This window comes from Pseudomonas sp. PVC-5-1, from assembly GCF_057444345.1.
Genome location: NZ_CM172024.1, coordinates 1,889,535 through 1,907,315, shown reverse-complemented (window position 1 = coordinate 1,907,315; position 17,781 = coordinate 1,889,535). Strand labels below are relative to the sequence as shown.

The 17,781-nt window shown below is 65.0% G+C and carries 16 protein-coding genes; 7 read left to right on the top strand and 9 right to left on the bottom strand.

The annotated features are described in order from the left end of the window. Positions 1-37 precede the first annotated feature (37 nt). The 3 genes from AC2T3R_RS08665 to AC2T3R_RS08655 all read right to left on the bottom strand — a co-directional run bounded on the left by AC2T3R_RS08665 (position 38) and on the right by AC2T3R_RS08655 (position 6,559). Positions 38-4,537: an NEL-type E3 ubiquitin ligase domain-containing protein gene (locus AC2T3R_RS08665; RefSeq protein WP_410952524.1), complete on the bottom strand. Its 4,500-nt coding sequence runs from the start codon at positions 4,535-4,537 to the stop codon at positions 38-40. A 78-nt stretch (positions 4,538-4,615) separates the two neighbouring features. Beyond that, positions 4,616-5,638, bottom strand: a complete 1,023-nt coding sequence (locus AC2T3R_RS08660) for an AraC family transcriptional regulator (RefSeq protein WP_015269649.1) — start codon at positions 5,636-5,638, stop codon at positions 4,616-4,618. Positions 5,639-5,695: 57 nt separating this feature from the next. Next, the gene (locus AC2T3R_RS08655; RefSeq protein ID WP_015269648.1) at positions 5,696-6,559 is read right to left on the bottom strand and encodes a LysR substrate-binding domain-containing protein; all 864 of its coding nucleotides are present in this window, start codon (positions 6,557-6,559) and stop codon (positions 5,696-5,698) included. Between the two features lie 112 nt (positions 6,560-6,671). Between AC2T3R_RS08655 and AC2T3R_RS08650 the strand changes: the two genes are divergently transcribed. Both AC2T3R_RS08650 and phnX read left to right on the top strand, forming a co-directional pair. Then, the gene (locus tag AC2T3R_RS08650) at positions 6,672-7,778 is read left to right on the top strand and encodes a 2-aminoethylphosphonate--pyruvate transaminase (RefSeq protein ID WP_410952525.1); all 1,107 of its coding nucleotides are present in this window, start codon (positions 6,672-6,674) and stop codon (positions 7,776-7,778) included. Between the two features lie 34 nt (positions 7,779-7,812). Next, positions 7,813-8,640 (top strand): phosphonoacetaldehyde hydrolase, encoded by an 828-nt coding sequence (gene phnX, locus AC2T3R_RS08645; RefSeq protein ID WP_015269646.1) that lies wholly within the window; start codon positions 7,813-7,815, stop codon positions 8,638-8,640. Between the two features lie 142 nt (positions 8,641-8,782). Here the strand turns inward: phnX and AC2T3R_RS08640 are convergent, their stop codons facing one another. Next, positions 8,783-9,847: an AI-2E family transporter gene (locus AC2T3R_RS08640; protein WP_025338369.1), complete on the bottom strand. Its 1,065-nt coding sequence runs from the start codon at positions 9,845-9,847 to the stop codon at positions 8,783-8,785. A gap of 133 nt (positions 9,848-9,980) precedes the next feature. Here AC2T3R_RS08640 and trhP point away from each other — a divergent pair, with 133 nt between their 5' ends. Continuing rightward, entirely contained in the window at positions 9,981-11,300 is a 1,320-nt protein-coding gene (gene trhP, locus AC2T3R_RS08635) for a prephenate-dependent tRNA uridine(34) hydroxylase TrhP (RefSeq protein ID WP_039614166.1), read from the top strand. Positions 11,301-11,309: 9 nt separating this feature from the next. On the opposite strand, the gene AC2T3R_RS08630 is transcribed toward trhP, so the two are convergent. Then, on the bottom strand, positions 11,310-11,960 hold the full coding sequence (locus AC2T3R_RS08630; RefSeq protein WP_486744937.1) for a hypothetical protein: 651 nt from the start codon (positions 11,958-11,960) through the stop codon (positions 11,310-11,312). 24 nt (positions 11,961-11,984) lie between these two features. On the opposite strand from AC2T3R_RS08630, the gene AC2T3R_RS08625 reads away from it, so the two are divergent. From AC2T3R_RS08625 to AC2T3R_RS08610, 4 genes are all read left to right on the top strand, one after another. Further along, entirely contained in the window at positions 11,985-12,215 is a 231-nt protein-coding gene (locus tag AC2T3R_RS08625; RefSeq protein ID WP_410952527.1) for a hypothetical protein, read from the top strand. 14 nt (positions 12,216-12,229) lie between these two features. Then, positions 12,230-12,658 (top strand): DUF411 domain-containing protein, encoded by a 429-nt coding sequence (locus AC2T3R_RS08620; RefSeq protein ID WP_015269641.1) that lies wholly within the window; start codon positions 12,230-12,232, stop codon positions 12,656-12,658. Then, positions 12,658-13,095: a YqaA family protein gene (locus AC2T3R_RS08615; protein ID WP_486744936.1), complete on the top strand. Its 438-nt coding sequence runs from the start codon at positions 12,658-12,660 to the stop codon at positions 13,093-13,095. Before AC2T3R_RS08620 ends, AC2T3R_RS08615 begins: the two co-directional genes overlap by 1 nt. A gap of 75 nt (positions 13,096-13,170) precedes the next feature. Then, positions 13,171-14,169 (top strand): alpha/beta fold hydrolase, encoded by a 999-nt coding sequence (locus tag AC2T3R_RS08610; RefSeq protein WP_486744935.1) that lies wholly within the window; start codon positions 13,171-13,173, stop codon positions 14,167-14,169. A 130-nt stretch (positions 14,170-14,299) separates the two neighbouring features. Here the strand turns inward: AC2T3R_RS08610 and AC2T3R_RS08605 are convergent, their stop codons facing one another. The 4 genes from AC2T3R_RS08605 to AC2T3R_RS08590 form a co-directional block, all read right to left on the bottom strand. Next, positions 14,300-14,881 carry a DinB family protein gene (locus AC2T3R_RS08605; RefSeq protein WP_061551508.1) on the bottom strand — a complete coding sequence of 194 codons (582 nt, stop codon included), beginning with the start codon at positions 14,879-14,881 and terminating at the stop codon, positions 14,300-14,302. Between the two features lie 14 nt (positions 14,882-14,895). Continuing rightward, positions 14,896-16,002, bottom strand: coding sequence for a cell division protein ZapE (gene zapE / locus AC2T3R_RS08600; RefSeq protein ID WP_410952530.1), 1,107 nt, complete (start codon positions 16,000-16,002; stop codon positions 14,896-14,898). A gap of 189 nt (positions 16,003-16,191) precedes the next feature. Beyond that, a complete protein-coding gene (locus AC2T3R_RS08595; protein ID WP_486744933.1) occupies positions 16,192-17,340 on the bottom strand; it encodes a PQQ-dependent sugar dehydrogenase in 1,149 nt (382 codons plus the stop codon). A 23-nt stretch (positions 17,341-17,363) separates the two neighbouring features. Then, a complete protein-coding gene (locus AC2T3R_RS08590; RefSeq protein ID WP_025338362.1) occupies positions 17,364-17,681 on the bottom strand; it encodes a hypothetical protein in 318 nt (105 codons plus the stop codon). Between the last annotated feature and the right edge of the window lie 100 nt (positions 17,682-17,781).

Genomic DNA, 17,781 nt, shown 5'->3' with positions numbered 1-17,781 from the left:
GCAGGGCGGCACACTGCGTGCCGCCCCTGAAGGGCCGTCACGGCACCATGAACGCTTCGCGCGTAAGGCGCTGGGCAAGGCTGGCCAGGGCCTGCTCGCGCTCGTCGCGCAGAGCGTTGCTCAGGTTCCAGTACTCGTCACTGGTCAAGGCCTCCCTTTGCTCGTCCAGTGTTTCCAGCCGCAGGGAGAATTGCGTTTCCAGGCTTTCGAAGTCGTCCGCATGCTCTGCCCGCAGTACCGGCAACCAGAAATCACGCTCGCTGATGAACACGATCCGTTGCTCGCCCGCCTCCACCTCAAGCACTTCCTTGAAGGCCTCCTCCAGTTGCAGCGGCGACACGTTGGCCAGCCTGCCAAACTGCATGTGGCGAGGTTGGCCCAACAGGTCCAGGCGCTGGGCCAAGCCGCTGAGGTAGGCAAGATTGACCTCCACCTCCTCTTCATCATGGTTCCCGCGGCTCCAACGTCCGTCCTGGTAGCGGGCGTCGATTTCGCGTCGGGCGATTTTCTCTACCCAGTGCACGCGAAACAGCCGCTTGGCCAACTGCAGGCGTGCCGCGCGAGTCGAAATCGGGTCGCCGCCGCGGGTGACCTGCTCGACATGCATGCGCACCTCAAGGCGGCTGAACACGGTGGAAACGCTGTCCACACAGGTGGTGGGCTCCGCTGCCAGGTCAAACAGCGCCATGCGCGTGGTGGTATCGGCATGGGCGGCATCCAGCATTGCCCATACCCTGAACCCGAGTTCGGCCGGCGCCTTGCTGAATTCGGCCGTGCTCGTCAGTTGCCTGAGCAGCTCGAAGAAAGCCAGGCTGCCGGGCTCGGCATTCAGCGCATCCCATTTCCCTTGCTGCTCCTGCCGCGCCGCTGGGTCCAGGGTCTGCAGCCATTGTTCCCGGGCCGGGGCGTGCCGTTGCGGGCGGGGCGTGGCCAGCAGGCGTTCGGCGGCATAAAGGCGATCGAGATCCTGCACTGGCAGCGCATTGCCCTCCAGGTGCATGGCACGGCGCAACTGCAACGGGGCCTGAAACAAGGCTGCCGGCAACTCGGCTATCTGGTTGTTGCGAAGGTCGGCGAACACCAACAGGCCACACCACTCCAGGCCCCGGGGCAGCGCCGCCATCTGCACCCGGTTCAAGCGCAGGATCCGCAAGCTGGGCAGCCGCTCGAACTGTAGCCTGATGTCGCCGAGCGGGTTGTCACTCAGGTCCAGCGAACGCAAGAGCGCCAGGTCGGTCAGCACATTGGCCTGCGGCTCCGAGATACGAATACGGTTGCGCGGCATCAGCAACTGGCGCAAGGCGGTCAACCGCTCCAGCCCCGCAGGTAGCGCGCGCAAGGCGTTGTCGCTCATGTCCAGGCACAGCAGATCGGGGAAGCAGGCGAGGAACCCCGGCGGGATGGCATCCAGACCGAGCGCCGACAGGGTCAATTCCGACACGTGCGAGAAGTCCGTCCCGATCGGCAATACAGGCAGGCTGCCCACCGGCACGGCGACGATGCTCAGGCTTAGCACCGCATCGTTGCCGATAGCCCCGACGGCGCGGTCGCTGCGCATCTGCCAGGCACGCCGCAACGAATCTGCGACGCGTCGGCGTGCGCGGCTGGCGCTGCCCGCCACCTCTGCAACCCAGGCCTGCAAGCTGTCATCCAGGCGGCGGTATTCCTGCTCGACACGCAGCAGGTTCTCGAACAGGCCCCCGCGCATGTCCAACAGGCTCTGGACATAGCGATCGACGCCGACATCCCCGATACCGGGGTACAAGGCCCGCACCCGCTGCCGCACCACACGCTCCGGCGAGCCGATGCACGACTGGCAGCCACCCAGTGGATAGCCCGCTCGGCCATCGGCCAAACGCTGCATGGGCGATGCCATGGGCCTTGCCTCCCGCCAGCCGAGCAGGCGCAGCAGGGCCTGCCGGTCACCGGGTAGCCAGGCCTGCATCTGCTCGCGGATTCTGGTCGGCGCATCGGTGCCATTCCAACCCTGTCGCACCCGGTATTCCACGGGCAGGCAAGCGGCCAGCACCTCGAACAGCCCCTCGGGGGCGGCGACCTCGCGCTCATCCGGCAAGCCTCTGTCGTTGTAGAGCTGGAAGCGCCCTTCCCGCCTGACCAGCACCACGTCCTGCTCAAGGTCGGTCTCGGCGAACAGCCGTTCCATCGCCGCCCCAGCATACGGGTCACGACGCAACACCAGGTTGAACCCGGCAGCGCCGGGGCCATGCCGACGCAGCAGGGCAAAGGCCAGCGCCACCACTTCCGGCCGGTAACTGCCTTGCAGGTACAACGCTTCGCGCATGCGGGTCAGGCGCGCCAGTTGCAGGGCCACCCGCGCCTGCTCAGCCAACGCCAGCGGCAGACGGGACTCTGCCTGCATGCGCAAGCGCACAGCCTCGGTGGCCTGCTCCAGCACATCGAGGGCATAGGCTTCTGGCAGCGTCGGGAAGTCGCGCTGGATCAATCCCAGCAGCGGGTCGTCAGCCAGGTAAAGCCTGGAGAAATGCTCGAGCATCGCCTCACGCAACTCGATTGCCGCGTCACCGATCGACAGCGCCTGTTCTTCGACGGTTTCATCCTGCAGCTGCAGCCTTTCGATGCACCATTGCCACAAGTCGGAATCGGTATCGGCCTCCCCCGCTTCCAGCCGGCTGAAAAAGGCTTGCGCGCGCGCGTCCACGGCAAAGCGCTGCAAGGTATCGCGCAGCTGCACTGGCATCGCTCGCCGCTCCACCAGCAGGCCACGCAGGTAGGCCTCGTCGACATCCGCGACTTTCAGCACCTGCTCCACCCGCACAGCGTCCATCGCGGCCGCAGCCGGCCAGAGCCGCCCGAGCAACAGCGCGGCGCCCTGCCATTCCAGTGGCCGCTCATAAGCCAGCCGCCAGCCACGCGCAGAGCAGCGTTCCAGCACCGGCCCGAACGCTGCCTCACCGTCGGCATGCAGCAAGCGCCAGACGCCATTGGCGGTTTGCCTTACCCGATACAAGGCTCCATTCAACCGCCACCAATGGCGCTCACCCTCGGCGAGCAAGCCGTTGTCGAGCTCCTTCAGCTGTACTGGTGGTGTAATGTCCTGGTAAGGCGCCAGCTCATTGCGCCAAAGCCGTTGCCGGCCATCCTCGGTGATAATCGGCTCCAAGGTTTCGACGAATGCGCTGCGGGCCAGATGGACACCGACAACCACCGCACCGGTGGTTGCCACGCTGAAGGCCACCTGAAGCATATGCGTCAAGGCCTCATGCTGATGGCCCAACTGCCAGTCACGCACGCCCTCGAAAGTTTCGGTCAACAGTTGCCTGGCAAGGTCCGCCAGCAGCAAAGCCCCGATGACCGGCACGAACAGGCCCGCCAGGTTGAGCAATACCAGGCCGGCGCCTTTGAGCTCGTCCAGGCGCTGCTCCGAAGCCGCGTCATCGGCCTGGGCGGTGGGCACCGCAAGGAAACGTGCATCGGCCTTGATTCGCTGAATGTGCCAGGCGGCCATCGACGCAAAACCGTCCCCCGCTTCCAACACCCTGCGGGGTTCCAGGTCAGGTTGTGCATCCTGCAAGCGTGTGGCCAGGGCCTGCTCACAAGTGGCGCGATCACCCAAGGCAATGCGCCGCACGAATGCCTGCCGATAGTCCTGGTTGCCCATCGCCGTGGCCAGGACGCGGTTCGCCTCATCCCAGTTGGTGAACGCGCGCAGGGGTTGCGCCTGATCGTCAGGGGTGTACAGGATCACTCTTTTCAAGCGCCCAGGTACCCCGAAGGGAAACGTGGACTGGTGGCGGGACTGCTCGATCAATTCAACCGCCAGCGCGCCATCCACCCGGCAGCCAAGGACCTCAAGCGCACCGATCTCCAGCTGCAGCGGCCCCTTGATCACGGCGTGTTCATCCTTGCACGCGACACGCAGCAGCAGCAGGTCTTGCGGATCCAGCTGCTGCTTGATGGCCGCGATCTCGACCGCCACGGCCAGTTCCAGGCGCCGGTCGGTGGTCAGGGCTTTTTCATAGTCAGGGGTCAATACCTGCGCCAGGTGCCGCTGGTAGGCGCTGCCGACATCCACCTGGCGGCACAGGCTGACAATCCGGTCGATGTCTTCGCTCACCACCTGCTCGTCCTGGTGGGCTCCCGGGAGGGTCAAGGCGGTGCCGAGGAAGAAGGACTCGTTGGCCTTGAAGTTCTGCAACAGCTTTTGCAAGGCCGGCATGCGCACGAAGTACGGTTGATAATCAGGGATCAAGCCGGTTCTCACATCCAGCCGTGCGCGTGTTTCGCGCCACACCAGCTTGTCCAGGTCAACCTGCAGCTTCAGCTGGCTGTCCTGACGCAAGGCAGGCTCGAACAGTTGCTTGGCAAAACGGTCCAGAGGCTGCAGGCGGTCGGCGAACCCTGCCATCTGCCGCTGACTCGCAAGATAGGCATTGAAACGCAGTTGCAGCCTGGCAAGCTGCTTGGGCTTGGCCGCCTTCAACCAGGCGGGCAAGCTTTGGGCGATGAAGTCTTCGGCGGGGTGAAGCAACTTGGGATGCAAGGCAGGTTGAGACATCGTCGATTTCCTGGTCAGTGATCGACTCGTCACGATGCTTGCCAGCGGCGGCGGCCGGCAGCGGGAAGGCGTGGTCCCCTAGCCGCCACTGCCGCGCTTGAGGATCAGCGCACGGTAATGCCCGGGGTTGCAGCCGAACCACTTGCGAAACGCCTTGTAGAACGAACTGCTGTCGGCAAAGCCCAGGCGTTCGGCGATTTCGCTCATGGCTGCGTCTTCCTGGCTCAGCCAGGCAATCGCCAGCTCACGCCGCACGCTGTCCTTCAACCCCTGGTAATTCTGACCCTCTTCGGCCAGCCGCCGGCGCAGGGTAGAGGGCGACAGGCACAACTGCCGCGCCAGGCTGTCACCATCGGGCCACTGCCCCGGGTCCAGGCGCAGCAAGTCGGTGCGAATGCGCCGCCCGAGGCTGGCCGGGTCACGGTACTTGACCAGGATGTTGCCCGGCGCCTCGGCCAGAAAACGCTGCAGTTCTTCTTCGCTGCGCCGCAGCGGCAGCTCAAGGCATTCGGCAGCGATGATCATGCGCGTGCGCGGGCGCTCGAACTGCAGGTTTTCCGAAAACATCACCCGGTAGTCATCGCAGAACGGCGGCTCGGCACAGCGCAGATCGATGGCCAGGATCGGGATACGCCGCCCGGCCAGCCAGCAGGTCACACCGTGCACGATCATCCAGAAGGTGAAATAGGTGAAAGCGCGGCGCGGTGTGTCACGCGGCTCGTTGATGACGATTTCGGCCAGGCCTTGCTGGCGCACCAGGCTTGGCTGCAGGTCTTCAAGCATCAGTGACAGGAACGCCAGCGCGGTTTCCAGGCCAGCGCCCAGGGTCGGCTGGCCCATGCTGGCACGGCACATGAACGCCAGGCTGCCGCTGCGCAGACCGCGCGGGTCCATGGCGAAGAACTCATCGTTGCAGCGCCGCGCCAGCAGGCGCCAGAGCCGGGCATAGGACTCGGCGCTGACTCGTGCCGCTGGCAGATGCAGCTGTTCGACGGCGATACCCGCCCGGGCCAGCAAGCCGATATCGGGCTCGCCAGCGGGGCAGGTCTGCAACAGCGCCTCGCGTACCAGCTGCATGGAAATGGTGTCTTTCTCGCTCATCAACGGTCCTGTCGGCTCAATGCCGGCCATCTTAGGCCGCCCCATTGAAAACAGCCATCACAGCCCTGCCGCCAGGCCGAGGAACGCCTGGATCAGGCGCAGCTCACGGCGGCGCTCCAGGCAGCCGATCAGGTGCTGGTTGACCAGGCCGTCACCGGCCAGCGGCCGTGCCACTACCCGCGGGTCATTGGCCACTTCGGTGGACGACACCACGCCAATGCCCAGCTCCGAGGCCACCGCTTCGGTCACCGCCTCGCGGCTATCCAGCTCCAGCAGCACCCGAGGTTGCACGGCGGCCTTGCTGCAGGCCTTGTCGAAGGTGCGCCGGGTGGTGGAGCTGGGCTCGCGCAACACCATGATCTGCTGGTGCAGCTCGGCCAGCGGCAAATCACCTTCGCCGCTGGCCCAGGCATGCCCCGCCGGCAGCAAGGCGCACAACCGCGACTCGCACAGGTTCTGCAAATGCAGGCCTTTGCGCGGCTCGATCTCGGTCAGCACGGCCACGTCGGCATGTTCGCTGAGCAATGCCGCCAAAGTTTCCTGGGCATTGCCCAAGCGCAGGTTGACGGTAATGCCCGGGTAGCGCTCGCGCAGCAGCGCCAGCATCGGCATGACCCGGTGCGGGCCATCGGCCGCCACCTCCAGGCGCCCGGTCAGCAATTGGCGGTTGGCCTCGAGCATGGCCTGCGCCTCTTCGGCCAGCCCGAACATGGCGCGGGTGATGGCTGCCAGGCGGGTGCCCTCTTCGGTCAACTCAACCCGCCGCGCGGTACGCCGCAGCAAGGTGATCTGGTAGTGCTCCTCCAGCGCCTTCACGTGCCCGGTCACTGCCGGCTGGCTGATGAACAGGCGTGCGGCGGCACGGGTGAAGCTGCCCTCACGGGCGACGGCATCGAAGGCACGCAACTGGAACAGGTTCATATTTATCGGCCTTACTTATAGCTAGGATAACAACAAACAATTTGATTGATGGCAACGCCAATTGCAACCTAGGCCCCGTAGTTTCAGCCCACCGCTTGTGAGGAATAACGGAATGAGCAACGCCCCGATTCTGCTGACCCCCGGTCCCCTGACCACATCAATCCGCACCCGCCAAGCCATGCTGGTGGACTGGGGCTCCTGGGACCGCGACTTCAACCAACTGACTGCCAGTGTCTGCGAGCAACTGCTGGCCATCATCGACGGCAGCGCCAGCCACCACTGCGTGCCCCTGCAAGGCAGCGGCACCTTCGCCGTGGAAGCGGCCATCGGCACCCTGGTGCCGCGTGACGGCAAGGTCCTGGTGCTGATCAATGGCGCCTATGGCCAGCGCCTGGCGAAGATCTGCAAAGTGCTGGGCCGTGCCTACAGCACCTTCGAAACCGCCGAAGACCAGCCGACCACCGCCGCCGACGTCGACCGCCTGCTGGCCGCCGACCCGGCCATCACCCATGTCGCGCTGATCCACTGCGAAACCAGCACCGGTATCCTCAACCCGCTGCCCGAGATCGCCCAAGTGGTCAAAGGCCACGGCAAGCGCCTGATCATCGACGCCATGAGCTCGTTCGGCGCACTGCCGATCGATGCCCGCGCCATCCCCTTCGAGGCGCTGATCGCCGCCTCCGGCAAATGCCTGGAAGGGGTACCTGGCATGGGCTTCGTGTTTGCCGAGAAAACCGCCCTGGCCGCTGCCGAAGGCAACGCCCACTCGCTGGCCATGGACCTGCACGACCAGCACACCTACATGGCCAAGACCGGCCAATGGCGCTTCACCCCGCCGACCCATGTGGTCGCTGCCCTGCACGAAGCGCTGCAGCAATACAACGAGGAGGGAGGCCTTCCGGCACGCAACCGGCGCTATGCCGACAACTGCAAGACTTTGCTCGACGGCATGGCCGCCATCGGCCTGCGCAGCTTCCTGCCCGCCGAGATCCAGGCGCCGATCATCGTCACCTTCCACGCACCGAACGATCCCCGCTACCAGTTCAAGGACTTCTACGAGCGGGTCAAGGCCAAGGGCTTCATCCTCTACCCGGGCAAGCTGACCCAGGTGGAAACCTTCCGTGTCGGCTGCATCGGCGTGGTCGGAGCGGATGGCATGCAGGCCGCCGTGAATGCCGTGGCCGAGGTGCTGCGGGAAATGGAAGTGCTGGACATCTGACCCTTTGCCCACCCAATTTCAGGAACAAGCGCACATGAACTACAGCAACCCTACCCAGCTGCAAGCCGCCATCCTCGACTGGGCCGGCACCGTGGTCGACTTCGGCTCCTTCGCCCCGACCCAGATCTTTGTCGAAGCCTTTGCCGAATTCGATGTGCAGGTGTCCATCGAAGAAGCCCGTGGCCCGATGGGCATGGGCAAGTGGGACCACATCCGCACCCTGTGCGATGTGCCGGAAATTGCCGAGCGCTACCGCAAGGTGTTCGGCCGTACCCCGACCGACGATGATGTCACCGCCATCTACAACCGCTTCATGCCGCTGCAGATCGAGAAGATCGCCGTGCACTCGGCGCTGATCCCCGGCGCCCTGGACACTCTCACCGGGCTGCGCCAGGACGGCCTGAAGATCGGCTCTTGCTCGGGCTACCCGAAGGTGGTGATGGACAAGGTGGTGGAGCTGGCCGCGCAGAACGGCTACGTGGCCGACCATGTGGTGGCCACCGACGAAACCCCGAACGGCCGCCCATGGCCGGCCCAGGCCCTGGCCAACGTGATCGCGCTGGGAATCGACGACGTGGCGGCGTGCGTGAAGGTCGACGATACCGTGCCGGGCATTCTCGAAGGCCGCCGTGCCGGCATGTGGACCGTGGCCCTGGTGTGCTCGGGCAATGCCCTGGGGCTGACCTGGGAAGGCTACCGCGCGCTGAGCGCCGAGAAGCTGGAAAGCGAGCGCCAGCGCATCCACGCCCTGTTCGCCGGCTCCCGTCCGCACTACCTGATCGACACCATCAACGAACTGCCCGAAGTGATCGCCGACATCAACCGGCGCCTGGCCAAGGGTGAGATGCCGCAAACATCCTGACCCGGCCATGGGGGCCGCGTTGCGGCCCATCGCCGGCAAGCCAGCTCCCACAGGTCCAGCGACAATCTTGAGAACAACGCCGTACCTGTGGGAGCTGGCTTGCCGGCGATGGGCTGCAAAGCAGCCCCAGCAAGGCCCGCCCCTACTCCGGCAACTGCACCCGGGGTTTGGTTGCCGCGAAGATCGCCCAGCTCGACACGAACAGCGCCGCGATCAACGGCCCGATCACGAAGCCGTTGAGCCCGAACACCGCCAGCCCGCCCAGCGTCGACACCAGAATCAGGTAGTCCGGCATGCGCGTGTCCTTGCCCACCAGGATCGGCCGCAACAAGTTGTCTACCAGGCCGATCACCAGCACGCCGAACGCGGTGAGGATCACCCCCGACAAAATCGCACCGGTCAGCAGGAAATACGCCGCCACCGGTGCCCACACGATCCCCGCCCCCACCGCCGGCAACAGCGACAGAAACGCCATCAGCACCGCCCATACCAGCGCACTCGGGATATCCAGCACCCAGAAAATGAAACCGCCCAGCGCCCCCTGGGTAATGGCCACCAGCACGTTGCCTTTTACCGTCGCCCGCACCACACGGTTGAACTTCAGTTGCAAACGGCGCTTCTGGTGTTCGGGCAGCGGCACTGCCAGACGCACCTGGCGGGCGACCTCCGCGCCTTCGCGCAGGAAGAAGAACAACAGGTACATCATGATGCCGAAGCTGATCACGAACTCGAACGTGCCCTGCCCAAAGTTGAACGCCTGGCTGGCCAGCACCTGGCTGCCTTGGGTGGCCCATTTGGTGATCTTGTCGCGCAGCCCGTCGAGATTGCCCATGCCCATGCTGTCCAGCCCCCGCTGGGCAAACGCCGGAAGCATGTCCTTGCCGCGCTCGACATAGCCGGCAATATCCAGCTCCCCGTGCTCGATGCGCTGGTACAGGGCGGCTCCCTCCTGCACCAGCAGCGCGCTGGTGATGATCACCGGCAGGATCGCCACCAGCAGGCACACCAGCAAGGTGGCCGCCGCAGCCAGGTTGCGCCTTCGGCCGAAACGCAGCAGCAGGTGGCGCTGCAGCGGGGCGAACAGGATGCCGAGTATCACCGCCCAGAAGATCGCACCGTAGTACGGCAGCAGGATCCAGATGAAGGCAATGGTCACCAGCGCCAGCAGTACTGCCAGGGCTTTGTTCTGCAGGGCGGTCTGGTTCATCGCGGGTCCTCGCATGGCTTATGCGTTATTAGTGCACCGCGCCTTGGCAAAAGTGCCGCCATTTCCTTGATGCAAATCAATACGCGCCGTATCTGCCAGCCCTAGCATCCGCGCCTTTTGCTCCGGTGCGCACATGACCCCTATCGCCAAGCCCGAACTGCTGGCCCCCGCCGGCACCCTCAAGACCATGCGCTACGCCTTCGCCTATGGCGCCGACGCGGTCTACGCCGGCCAGCCACGCTACAGCTTGCGGGTGCGCAACAACGAGTTCGACCATGCCAACCTGGCCCTGGGCATCCAGGAGGCGCATGCCTTGGGCAAACGCTTCTACGTGGTGGTCAACATTGCCCCGCACAATGCCAAGCTCAAGACCTTCCTCAAGGACCTGGCGCCGGTGATCGAGATGGCACCGGACGCGCTGATCATGTCCGACCCAGGCCTGATAATGCTGGTACGCCAGCATTTTCCGCAGATGCCGGTGCACCTGTCGGTGCAGGCCAACACGGTCAACTGGGCCAGCGTGCAATTCTGGCAGCAACTGGGCCTGAGCCGGGTAATCCTGTCGCGCGAACTGTCGCTCGAAGAGATCGAGGAAATCCGCCAGCAGGTGCCGGGCATGGAGCTGGAGGTGTTTGTCCACGGTGCCCTGTGCATGGCCTACTCCGGCCGTTGCCTGCTGTCGGGCTACCTCAACAAGCGCGATGCCAACCAGGGCACCTGCACCAACGCGTGCCGCTGGAAGTACGACGCCACACCGGCCACCGAGAACGCCACCGGCGACATCGTGCGCGAAGTGCAGCCGACCCTGGGCCTGGGTGCACCGACCGAGCAGGTATTCCTGCTGCAGGAAAGCAACCGCCCCGGCACCGAAATGCCGGCGTTCGAAGACGAGCACGGCACCTACATCATGAATGCCAAGGACCTGCGCGCCATCCAGCACGTCGGGCGCCTGGCCGCCATGGGCGTGCACTCGCTGAAGATCGAAGGCCGTACCAAGTCGCACTTCTACTGCGCCCGCGCCGTGCAGTCGTACCGCCAGGCGATCGACGATGCGGTGGCCGGGCGACCATTCGACCGCTCGCTGATGGACAACCTCGAATCCTTGGCCCAACGCGGTTACACCGAAGGCTTCTTGCGCCGCCATGTGCACGACGAATACCAGAACTACCAGCGCGGTAACTCGGTGTCCGAGCGCCAGCAGTTCGTTGGCGAGCTCACCGGGGCACGCGTCGACGGCCTGGCCGAGGTCAAGGTGAAGAATCGCTTCGCCGTGGGCGACCACCTGGAACTGATGACCCCGCGCGGCAACTACCACTTCGATCTCGAGCACATGAGCAACGGCCAGCAGCAACCGCTTCAGGTCGCCCCAGGCGATGGCCACACCATCTACCTTCCTGTTCCCGAGCAGGTGCCGTTGGCATATGGCCTGTTGATGCGTGACCTGCCAGCTTGAGCGAGGTGACTAGAGTTCAATCCTGGTAACGGCACCAAGCCGTCGGTCGCCCAACTCTTTACGAATCTGCTGACGGAAACCGGCAAAACGTTCCACGTCAAAACGATAAACAGTGCCGGTGTTCCACACGACGATGTCACGCTGGGTCTCGCTCCAGAATCCGAAGTCGCGCATCTCCACGGTGCCATTGAAGCGAAACGAGTAGACCGCCAGATGGATCTGGCCCTCCTCGTCCTTCTGGCAGGGTGTGATCAGAAAGGATGAGGCGACGTCGTTCTGCCAACCCGACTGCAGGAACTTGCTGGCGTGTGCACTGATTCGCAGTTCCTGCATGGATGCGCGCGCCAGTTGGGCCAACAGCGTCGGTGTGCTGCCTGTGCCGATGGGCTCGAGCCTGGTATCGAAATCGTCATGGTCCCTGATGACCTGGGGCGGTAACTCCAGGGCGGCCGTCCTTACGCAGCCATGTTTCTCCAGGCGATTGCGGAAGCGGTCGAACCAGCTTTTCCATAGTTCGTCCCGGTCGAGAAAGCGGCTTGCGAACTCATCGGCATGGTCCAGCAACGTTTGCACGTCCAGGCGTTCCTCGTCGGACAGGTTTGGTCCGATGCCGATCAGATTGGTCTTGGAGTACAACAGGCAGTCCAGTGGTAGGGTCATGATCAAGCAGGCTCTCAGATAGGTGTGCCGCACGTTAGCCAGCGTTATGACAGGCCGGCATCCGGAACCAGTACCTGGCAGGTAGACTGGCTGCCTGGCAACGCTGGTGAAGGGCAACAGGCCGCGCTGCGCCTGAAGGCCGCTTGCGCTATGCTGCTGGCCAACCGCTGGATACCGGACCGCCCCTGGGGCCGCAACGACACCGGGCACGAGCAAGGCACAGGCCTGGTCGCCGGTATCCGCCCACGTTTTTGAAGGAGTGTTTCATGATGCTGCGTAAACACCTGCTGCCCCTGGGCCTGCTGGCCATCACCGGCCTGGCCCAGGCTGCCGAGACCATCGACGTCTACCGCGACCCCAACTGTGGCTGCTGCAAGGCCTGGATCAGCCACCTGCGCGACAACGGCTTCACCGTCAACGACCATGTCGAGCCGAACATGAGCGAGGTGAAGCAACGCCTGGGCGTGGCGCCACGCCTGGCGTCGTGCCATACCGGGGTGATCGATGGCAAGTTCGTCGAAGGCCATGTGCCGGCCGAGCAGGTGCGCCTGTTGGCCAAGCGCAACGACCTCAAGGGCCTGGCCGTGCCGGGCATGCCCATGGGCTCGCCCGGCATGGAAATGGGTGACCACAAGGATGCCTACCAGGTCATCGGCGTGACCCAGGACGGCAAGGACACCGTGGTCGCCAACTACTGATGCTCAGCCTGTGGGCGCTGTTCCTCAGCGCCTTCGGCGCCGCCACCCTGCTACCGCTGCAATCGGAGGCCGTGCTGGTCGGCCTTTTGCTGCGCCAGCCCGAGGCCTGGGCCACCCTGCTGCTGGTGGCGACCCTGGGCAATGTGCTGGGCTCGGTGGTCAACTGGGTGCTGGGCCGGGCCATCGAGCACCTGCGTGACAAGCGCTGGTTCCCGTTCAACCCTGCTCAACTGGAACGCGCGCAACAGCGCTACCAGCGCTGGGGGCAATGGTCGCTGCTGCTCAGCTGGATGCCAGTGATCGGCGACCCGCTGACGCTGATCGCCGGCATCATGCGTGAGCCGTTCTGGCGCTTCCTGCTGCTGGTGACCCTGGCCAAGGCCGGCCGCTATGGGGTGCTGGCGATGATTACCCTGGGCTGGTTTCACACCTGGTAACACCTTTCACGTTCCGCGTGGTCCACTGACTGCTACAGTCGCCCCTTCCTACATGGCCCTACACGGAGTGCCCCCATGCTGCGCGCAACCGCCCTGGCCCTGGCCTGCCTCGCCGGCAGTTCGGCCATCGCCGCCGAATCGCCCACCTACGGTCCTCAGTTGGAAGGCTTCAGCTACCCGCATCCACTCAAGCATTTCGACTTCAAGTCCCAGGGTCAGGCCCTGCAGATGGGCTACATGGACGTGCCCGCCCAGGGCCAGGCCAACGGTCACAGCGTGGTGCTGATGCATGGCAAGAACTTCTGCGCCGCCACTTGGGAAACCACCATCGACGCCCTGAGCAAGGCTGGCTACCGGGTCATCGCCCCCGACCAGGTCGGCTTCTGCAGCTCCAGCAAGCCAGCCTACTACCAGTACAGCTTCCAGCAACTGGCGAGCAATACCCATGCCTTGCTCGAACAGCTGGGCGTGAAGCAAAGCATCGTGCTCGGCCACTCCACCGGCGGCATGCTCGCCACCCGCTATGCGCTGATGTACCCGCAGCAGGTGGAGCGCCTGGCGATGGTCAACCCCATCGGGCTGGAAGACTGGAAAGCCCTGGGCGTGCCCTACCGCACGGTGGACCAGTGGTATGCGCGCGAGCTCAAGCTGGATGCCAACGGCGTGCGCGAGTATGAGCGCAAGACCTACTACGCCGGGCGCTGGAAGCCGGAGTACGAGCGCTGGGTGCAGATGCTGGTGGGCCTGAACAAGGGGCCGGGGCATGAAGCAGTGGCGTGGAACTCGGCGCTGATCTACGACATGATCTTCACCCAGCCGGTGTACCACGAGTTCAAGGACCTGCAGATGCCCACCCTGCTGCTGATCGGTGACCAGGACACCACGGCCATCGGCAGTGATATCGCGCCGCCGGAGGTGAAAGCGAAGCTGGGCAAGTATGCAGTGCTGGGGCCACATGTGGCCAAGCTGATTCCCAAGGGTGAGCTGATTACCTTTGAAGGCATGGGGCATGCGCCGCAGATCGAGGAGCCAGTGCGGTTCAACCGTACGCTGGTCGAGTGGCTGGGCAAGTGAGCCAATAGTCGAGGGGCCGCTTTGCGGCCCTTCGCGGGCTCGCCCGCTCCCACGGGTAGAGCACAGCTGCCAAAACCTGTGCAATCCCTGTGGGAGCGGGCGAGCCCGCGAAGGGCTGCAAAGCAGCCCCCTACACTTTCCAGACCTGCTCCTCGGTCCAGCCCAGTTCGGCAAAGTCCGCCGCCCGCAACCCCGCCTCTTCCTCGCAGAAAAACTCATCCAGCTGTGGCGGCCTCACTGCCGTATCACTGAGCATCGCATGCACCTGCCCACGATGATGTATCTGGTGCTCGAACAGGTGCGCCAACAACCGCAGCCGTTGCTCGCGCTGTACCCGCTCGGGGCGCACGATGCTCACATAGCGCGCCAGCTCACCATCGCGCAGGCCCCGGCAATAGGCGATCAGCCGGTGATCGGCCTGGGCCTGTTCGGCGTGCAGGTCGGTGCAGGTGGCAAACGGCTGTTCGGGGTCGAAGAAGCGCTCGCCGTCGGCGTCGGGCTGCTCGCCACGCTGCTCGCACTCGAGCATGTGCAGGTAGAACCAGTCCACCGTCAGCAGGTGGTTGAGGGTGGCCTTGATCGACGGGAAAAAACTGCAGCGGGGGGCGACGAATTCGTCCTGGGTCAGTTGCAGGCAGGCCTTGTACAGACGGTGGTTGGCCCAGCCATTGTTGTAGGCCTGGGTCAGCAGATGATGCGACAGCGGCTCCATGGTTCGGCTCCTTTTCAGGCGAAGCGTTGCAGTTGCATCTCCCGTAGCCGGCTCAGGGTCCGTTGGTACGGGAACGCCAGATACCCTTGAGTGTAGAGGGCATCCAGCGGCACCTGTGCCTCCAGGTACAACGCCACCCGGCGGTCGTAGCATTCGTCGACCAGGGCTATGAAGCGGCGCACCGCGTCGTCCTTGGGCGACAGCGCCGGCAGCTCACGGTCGCCCGCTGCCACCCGCGCCGCAGCATCCTCGGTACCCCGGGCAATGCGCCCGGCCCGCTGTTCACCCCCCAGCGCCGGAATGCCCGACACCAGGATGGCCGGGAAACGGTCGCACAGGGCCATGAACTCCATGGCCGCCAGCGGCTGTTCGCACAGGTCGGTGAAACGGCACCAGATGGCCTGCGCGCTGCGCCGCACCACCTGCACCTGCCGGGGGCCGATCGCCAAGGGCTGATCGTGGCCTGCGTCGCCGGGGCTGAGCTGGCGGAAAACCTCGCCCAGCTGGCTGGCCTGCCCCGCTTGCGCCACCCAGTAACGCTGGTGCTCGGCGCCGGGGTGCAGGCGGTGGTCCTGCTCGCCGGCCACCGGCAGTACCTGCATGTGCCGCTGGATGGCGGCGATGGCCGGCAGGAACCGCTCGCGGTTGAAGCCATCGCGGTAGAGCTGCTCGGGCGGCTGGTTGGAGGTAGCGACGATCACCACGCCTTGGTCGAACAGTACCTGGAACAGGCGGCCGAGGATGATCGCGTCACCGATGTCGTTGACGAACAGCTCGTCGAAGCACAGCACGCGAATCTGCCCGGCCAGCTCCCCGGCCAGCGCCAGCAGCGGGTCGGCGGTGCCGTTGAGCTGGAACAGGCGCTGGTGGACCCAGGCCATGAAGTGGTGGAAGTGCTGGCGCCGGCTGGGTACCCGCAGGCAGCGGTGGAACTGGTCCATCAGCCAGGTCTTGCCGCGGCCGACCGGGCCCCAGAGGTAGATACCCTGGGTGGGGCGGCCCTGTTCGACGGCCTGGAAACAGGCCTGCAAGGCCTCGACGGCGCGGGCCTGGGCGGGGTCGGCGACATAGCCCTGGGTGGTCAGGGCCTGCTGGTAGAGGGAATGGGGATCGATAGCCATGCGGCATTCTACACGGCTGACACACCGCGGACCTTGTAGGAACAACGGTCTTACCCAAATTCAAAAGGCTGCCGCGATCCCTGTGGGAGCGGGCGTGCCCGCGAACACGGGCGAAGCCCGTGCCATCCACCGCGGCGCCTGCTTCGCGGGCACGCCCGCTCCCACAGGGGCCGCGTACAACAGTGGTGATCAAGCGTCGCCCAGGCCTACCTTGAGCAGCGCGCCGTCCTTGTCATCGGTCAGCACATACAGGTAGCCATCCGGCCCCACCCGCACATCGCGGATACGCGCCTTCAGCTCACCCAGCAAACGCTCTTCATGCACCACCTTGTCGCCATCCAGTTGCAGGCGGATCAGCTCCTGGGTAGCCAGCGCGCCAATGAACAGGTTGTGGTCCCAGGCCTTGAACCTAGGGCTGTCGTAGAACGCCATGCCGCTGATCCCCGGCGACTTCTCCCATACATGGTGCGGGTCGACCATACCCTGTACATGCTTGCCCTTGGCCTCGGGGATCGGCAGCAGCGAGTAGTTGATGCCGTGGGTCGCAATCGGCCAGCCATAGTTCTTGCCGGGTTCGGGAATGTTGATCTCGTCGCCGCCGCGCGGGCCATGCTCGTGGGTCCACAGCTTGCCGGTCCATGGGTTGAGTGCGGCGCCTTGCTGGTTGCGGTGGCCGAACGACCAGATCTCCGGCCGCACATTGTCCTTGCCGACGAAGGGGTTGTCCCTGGGCACTTCGCCGTCCGGCAAGATACGCACGATCTTGCCTTGCAGCTTGTCCAGGTCCTGGGCAGTCGGGCGCTGGTTGTTTTCGCCGAGGGCGATGAACAGGTAGCCGTCGCGGTCGAACACCAGGCGCGAGCCAAAGTGGTTGCCCTCCGACAGTTTGGGCTGCTGGCGGAAGATGACGTTGAAGTTTTCCAGCCGGGCGCGGTCCTGGGACAACTGGCCACGGCCGACCGCCGTACCGGCCTTGCCGTCACTGCCCTCTTCGGCGTAGGACAGGTAGACGGTGCGGTCCTTGGCGAACTCCGGCGACAGCACCACATCCAGCAAGCCGCCCTGGCCCTCGGCCCAGACCTTGGGCACACCGCTGATCGGCGGGCCGACCTTGCCTTCGGCATTGACCACCCGCAAGTTGCCGGCACGCTCGGTGACCAGCATGTCCTTGCCGCCCGGCAGGAACGCCAGGGCCCAAGGGTTGCGCAGACCATCGGCCAGGGTGCTGACGGTCAAGGTGCCTTCTTCACTGCGAAACTGCTGTTTGGCCGCCGCCTGCGCCAGCAGGGGCAGGAGTGCGGCGGCGGTCAGGGTTACAAGCCAGGGTGCTCGAAGCATGCAGGATTCCTTTCGTAGAGCGCTCATGGCGCGCGCGGGTTGCCGCGCGGTGGTCGGGTGGGCTCCAGGTTCGGGGTTTGTTGCTGGCGGCGCAGGTTGTCGCCATTGCCGATGCCGCGGTTGTCCAGGGTGGGCGTGCGCTGGTACGGGTCGGTGGACGGGCCGCGCACGGGAGGCGTGGCCGGCATGCTGCCCTGGCGGCTGTTGGGGTTGGCGCGCTGGATCGGGCTGTTGTAGGGGTTGTTGTTGCCGGCGGCGAGTTGCAAGGGCGGCTCGGGGGCCGCTTGCGCGGGCAGGCACAGCACCAGGCCGAGGGCCAGGATGGGCAAGGTCGGGGTCATGCTTCACCTCCTGTACGAAAATGCCGCGCCTGGTGGGTTTGATAGCCTAAGGCGCGAAGGGTTCGCGGCAAAAGTGTGAATGCGGGTGGAGATGATTCCT

Bases quoted from the DNA above. Each gene is read 5' to 3' on its own strand.
- AC2T3R_RS08665 (WP_410952524.1), bottom strand. From the start codon at position 4,537: ATGTCTCAACCTGCCTTGCATCCCAAGTTGCTTCACCCCGCCGAAGAC.
- AC2T3R_RS08660 (WP_015269649.1), bottom strand. From the start codon at position 5,638: ATGAGCGAGAAAGACACCATTTCCATGCAGCTGGTACGCGAGGCGCTG.
- AC2T3R_RS08655 (WP_015269648.1), bottom strand. From the start codon at position 6,559: ATGAACCTGTTCCAGTTGCGTGCCTTCGATGCCGTCGCCCGTGAGGGC.
- AC2T3R_RS08650 (WP_410952525.1), top strand. From the start codon at position 6,672: ATGAGCAACGCCCCGATTCTGCTGACCCCCGGTCCCCTGACCACATCA.
- phnX (WP_015269646.1), top strand. From the start codon at position 7,813: ATGAACTACAGCAACCCTACCCAGCTGCAAGCCGCCATCCTCGACTGG.
- AC2T3R_RS08640 (WP_025338369.1), bottom strand. From the start codon at position 9,847: ATGAACCAGACCGCCCTGCAGAACAAAGCCCTGGCAGTACTGCTGGCG.
- trhP (WP_039614166.1), top strand. From the start codon at position 9,981: ATGACCCCTATCGCCAAGCCCGAACTGCTGGCCCCCGCCGGCACCCTC.
- AC2T3R_RS08630 (WP_486744937.1), bottom strand. From the start codon at position 11,960: ATGACCCTACCACTGGACTGCCTGTTGTACTCCAAGACCAATCTGATC.
- AC2T3R_RS08620 (WP_015269641.1), top strand. From the start codon at position 12,230: ATGCTGCGTAAACACCTGCTGCCCCTGGGCCTGCTGGCCATCACCGGC.
- AC2T3R_RS08615 (WP_486744936.1), top strand. From the start codon at position 12,658: ATGCTCAGCCTGTGGGCGCTGTTCCTCAGCGCCTTCGGCGCCGCCACC.
- AC2T3R_RS08610 (WP_486744935.1), top strand. From the start codon at position 13,171: ATGCTGCGCGCAACCGCCCTGGCCCTGGCCTGCCTCGCCGGCAGTTCG.
- AC2T3R_RS08605 (WP_061551508.1), bottom strand. From the start codon at position 14,881: ATGGAGCCGCTGTCGCATCATCTGCTGACCCAGGCCTACAACAATGGC.
- zapE (WP_410952530.1), bottom strand. From the start codon at position 16,002: ATGGCTATCGATCCCCATTCCCTCTACCAGCAGGCCCTGACCACCCAG.
- AC2T3R_RS08595 (WP_486744933.1), bottom strand. From the start codon at position 17,340: ATGCTTCGAGCACCCTGGCTTGTAACCCTGACCGCCGCCGCACTCCTG.
- AC2T3R_RS08590 (WP_025338362.1), bottom strand. From the start codon at position 17,681: ATGACCCCGACCTTGCCCATCCTGGCCCTCGGCCTGGTGCTGTGCCTG.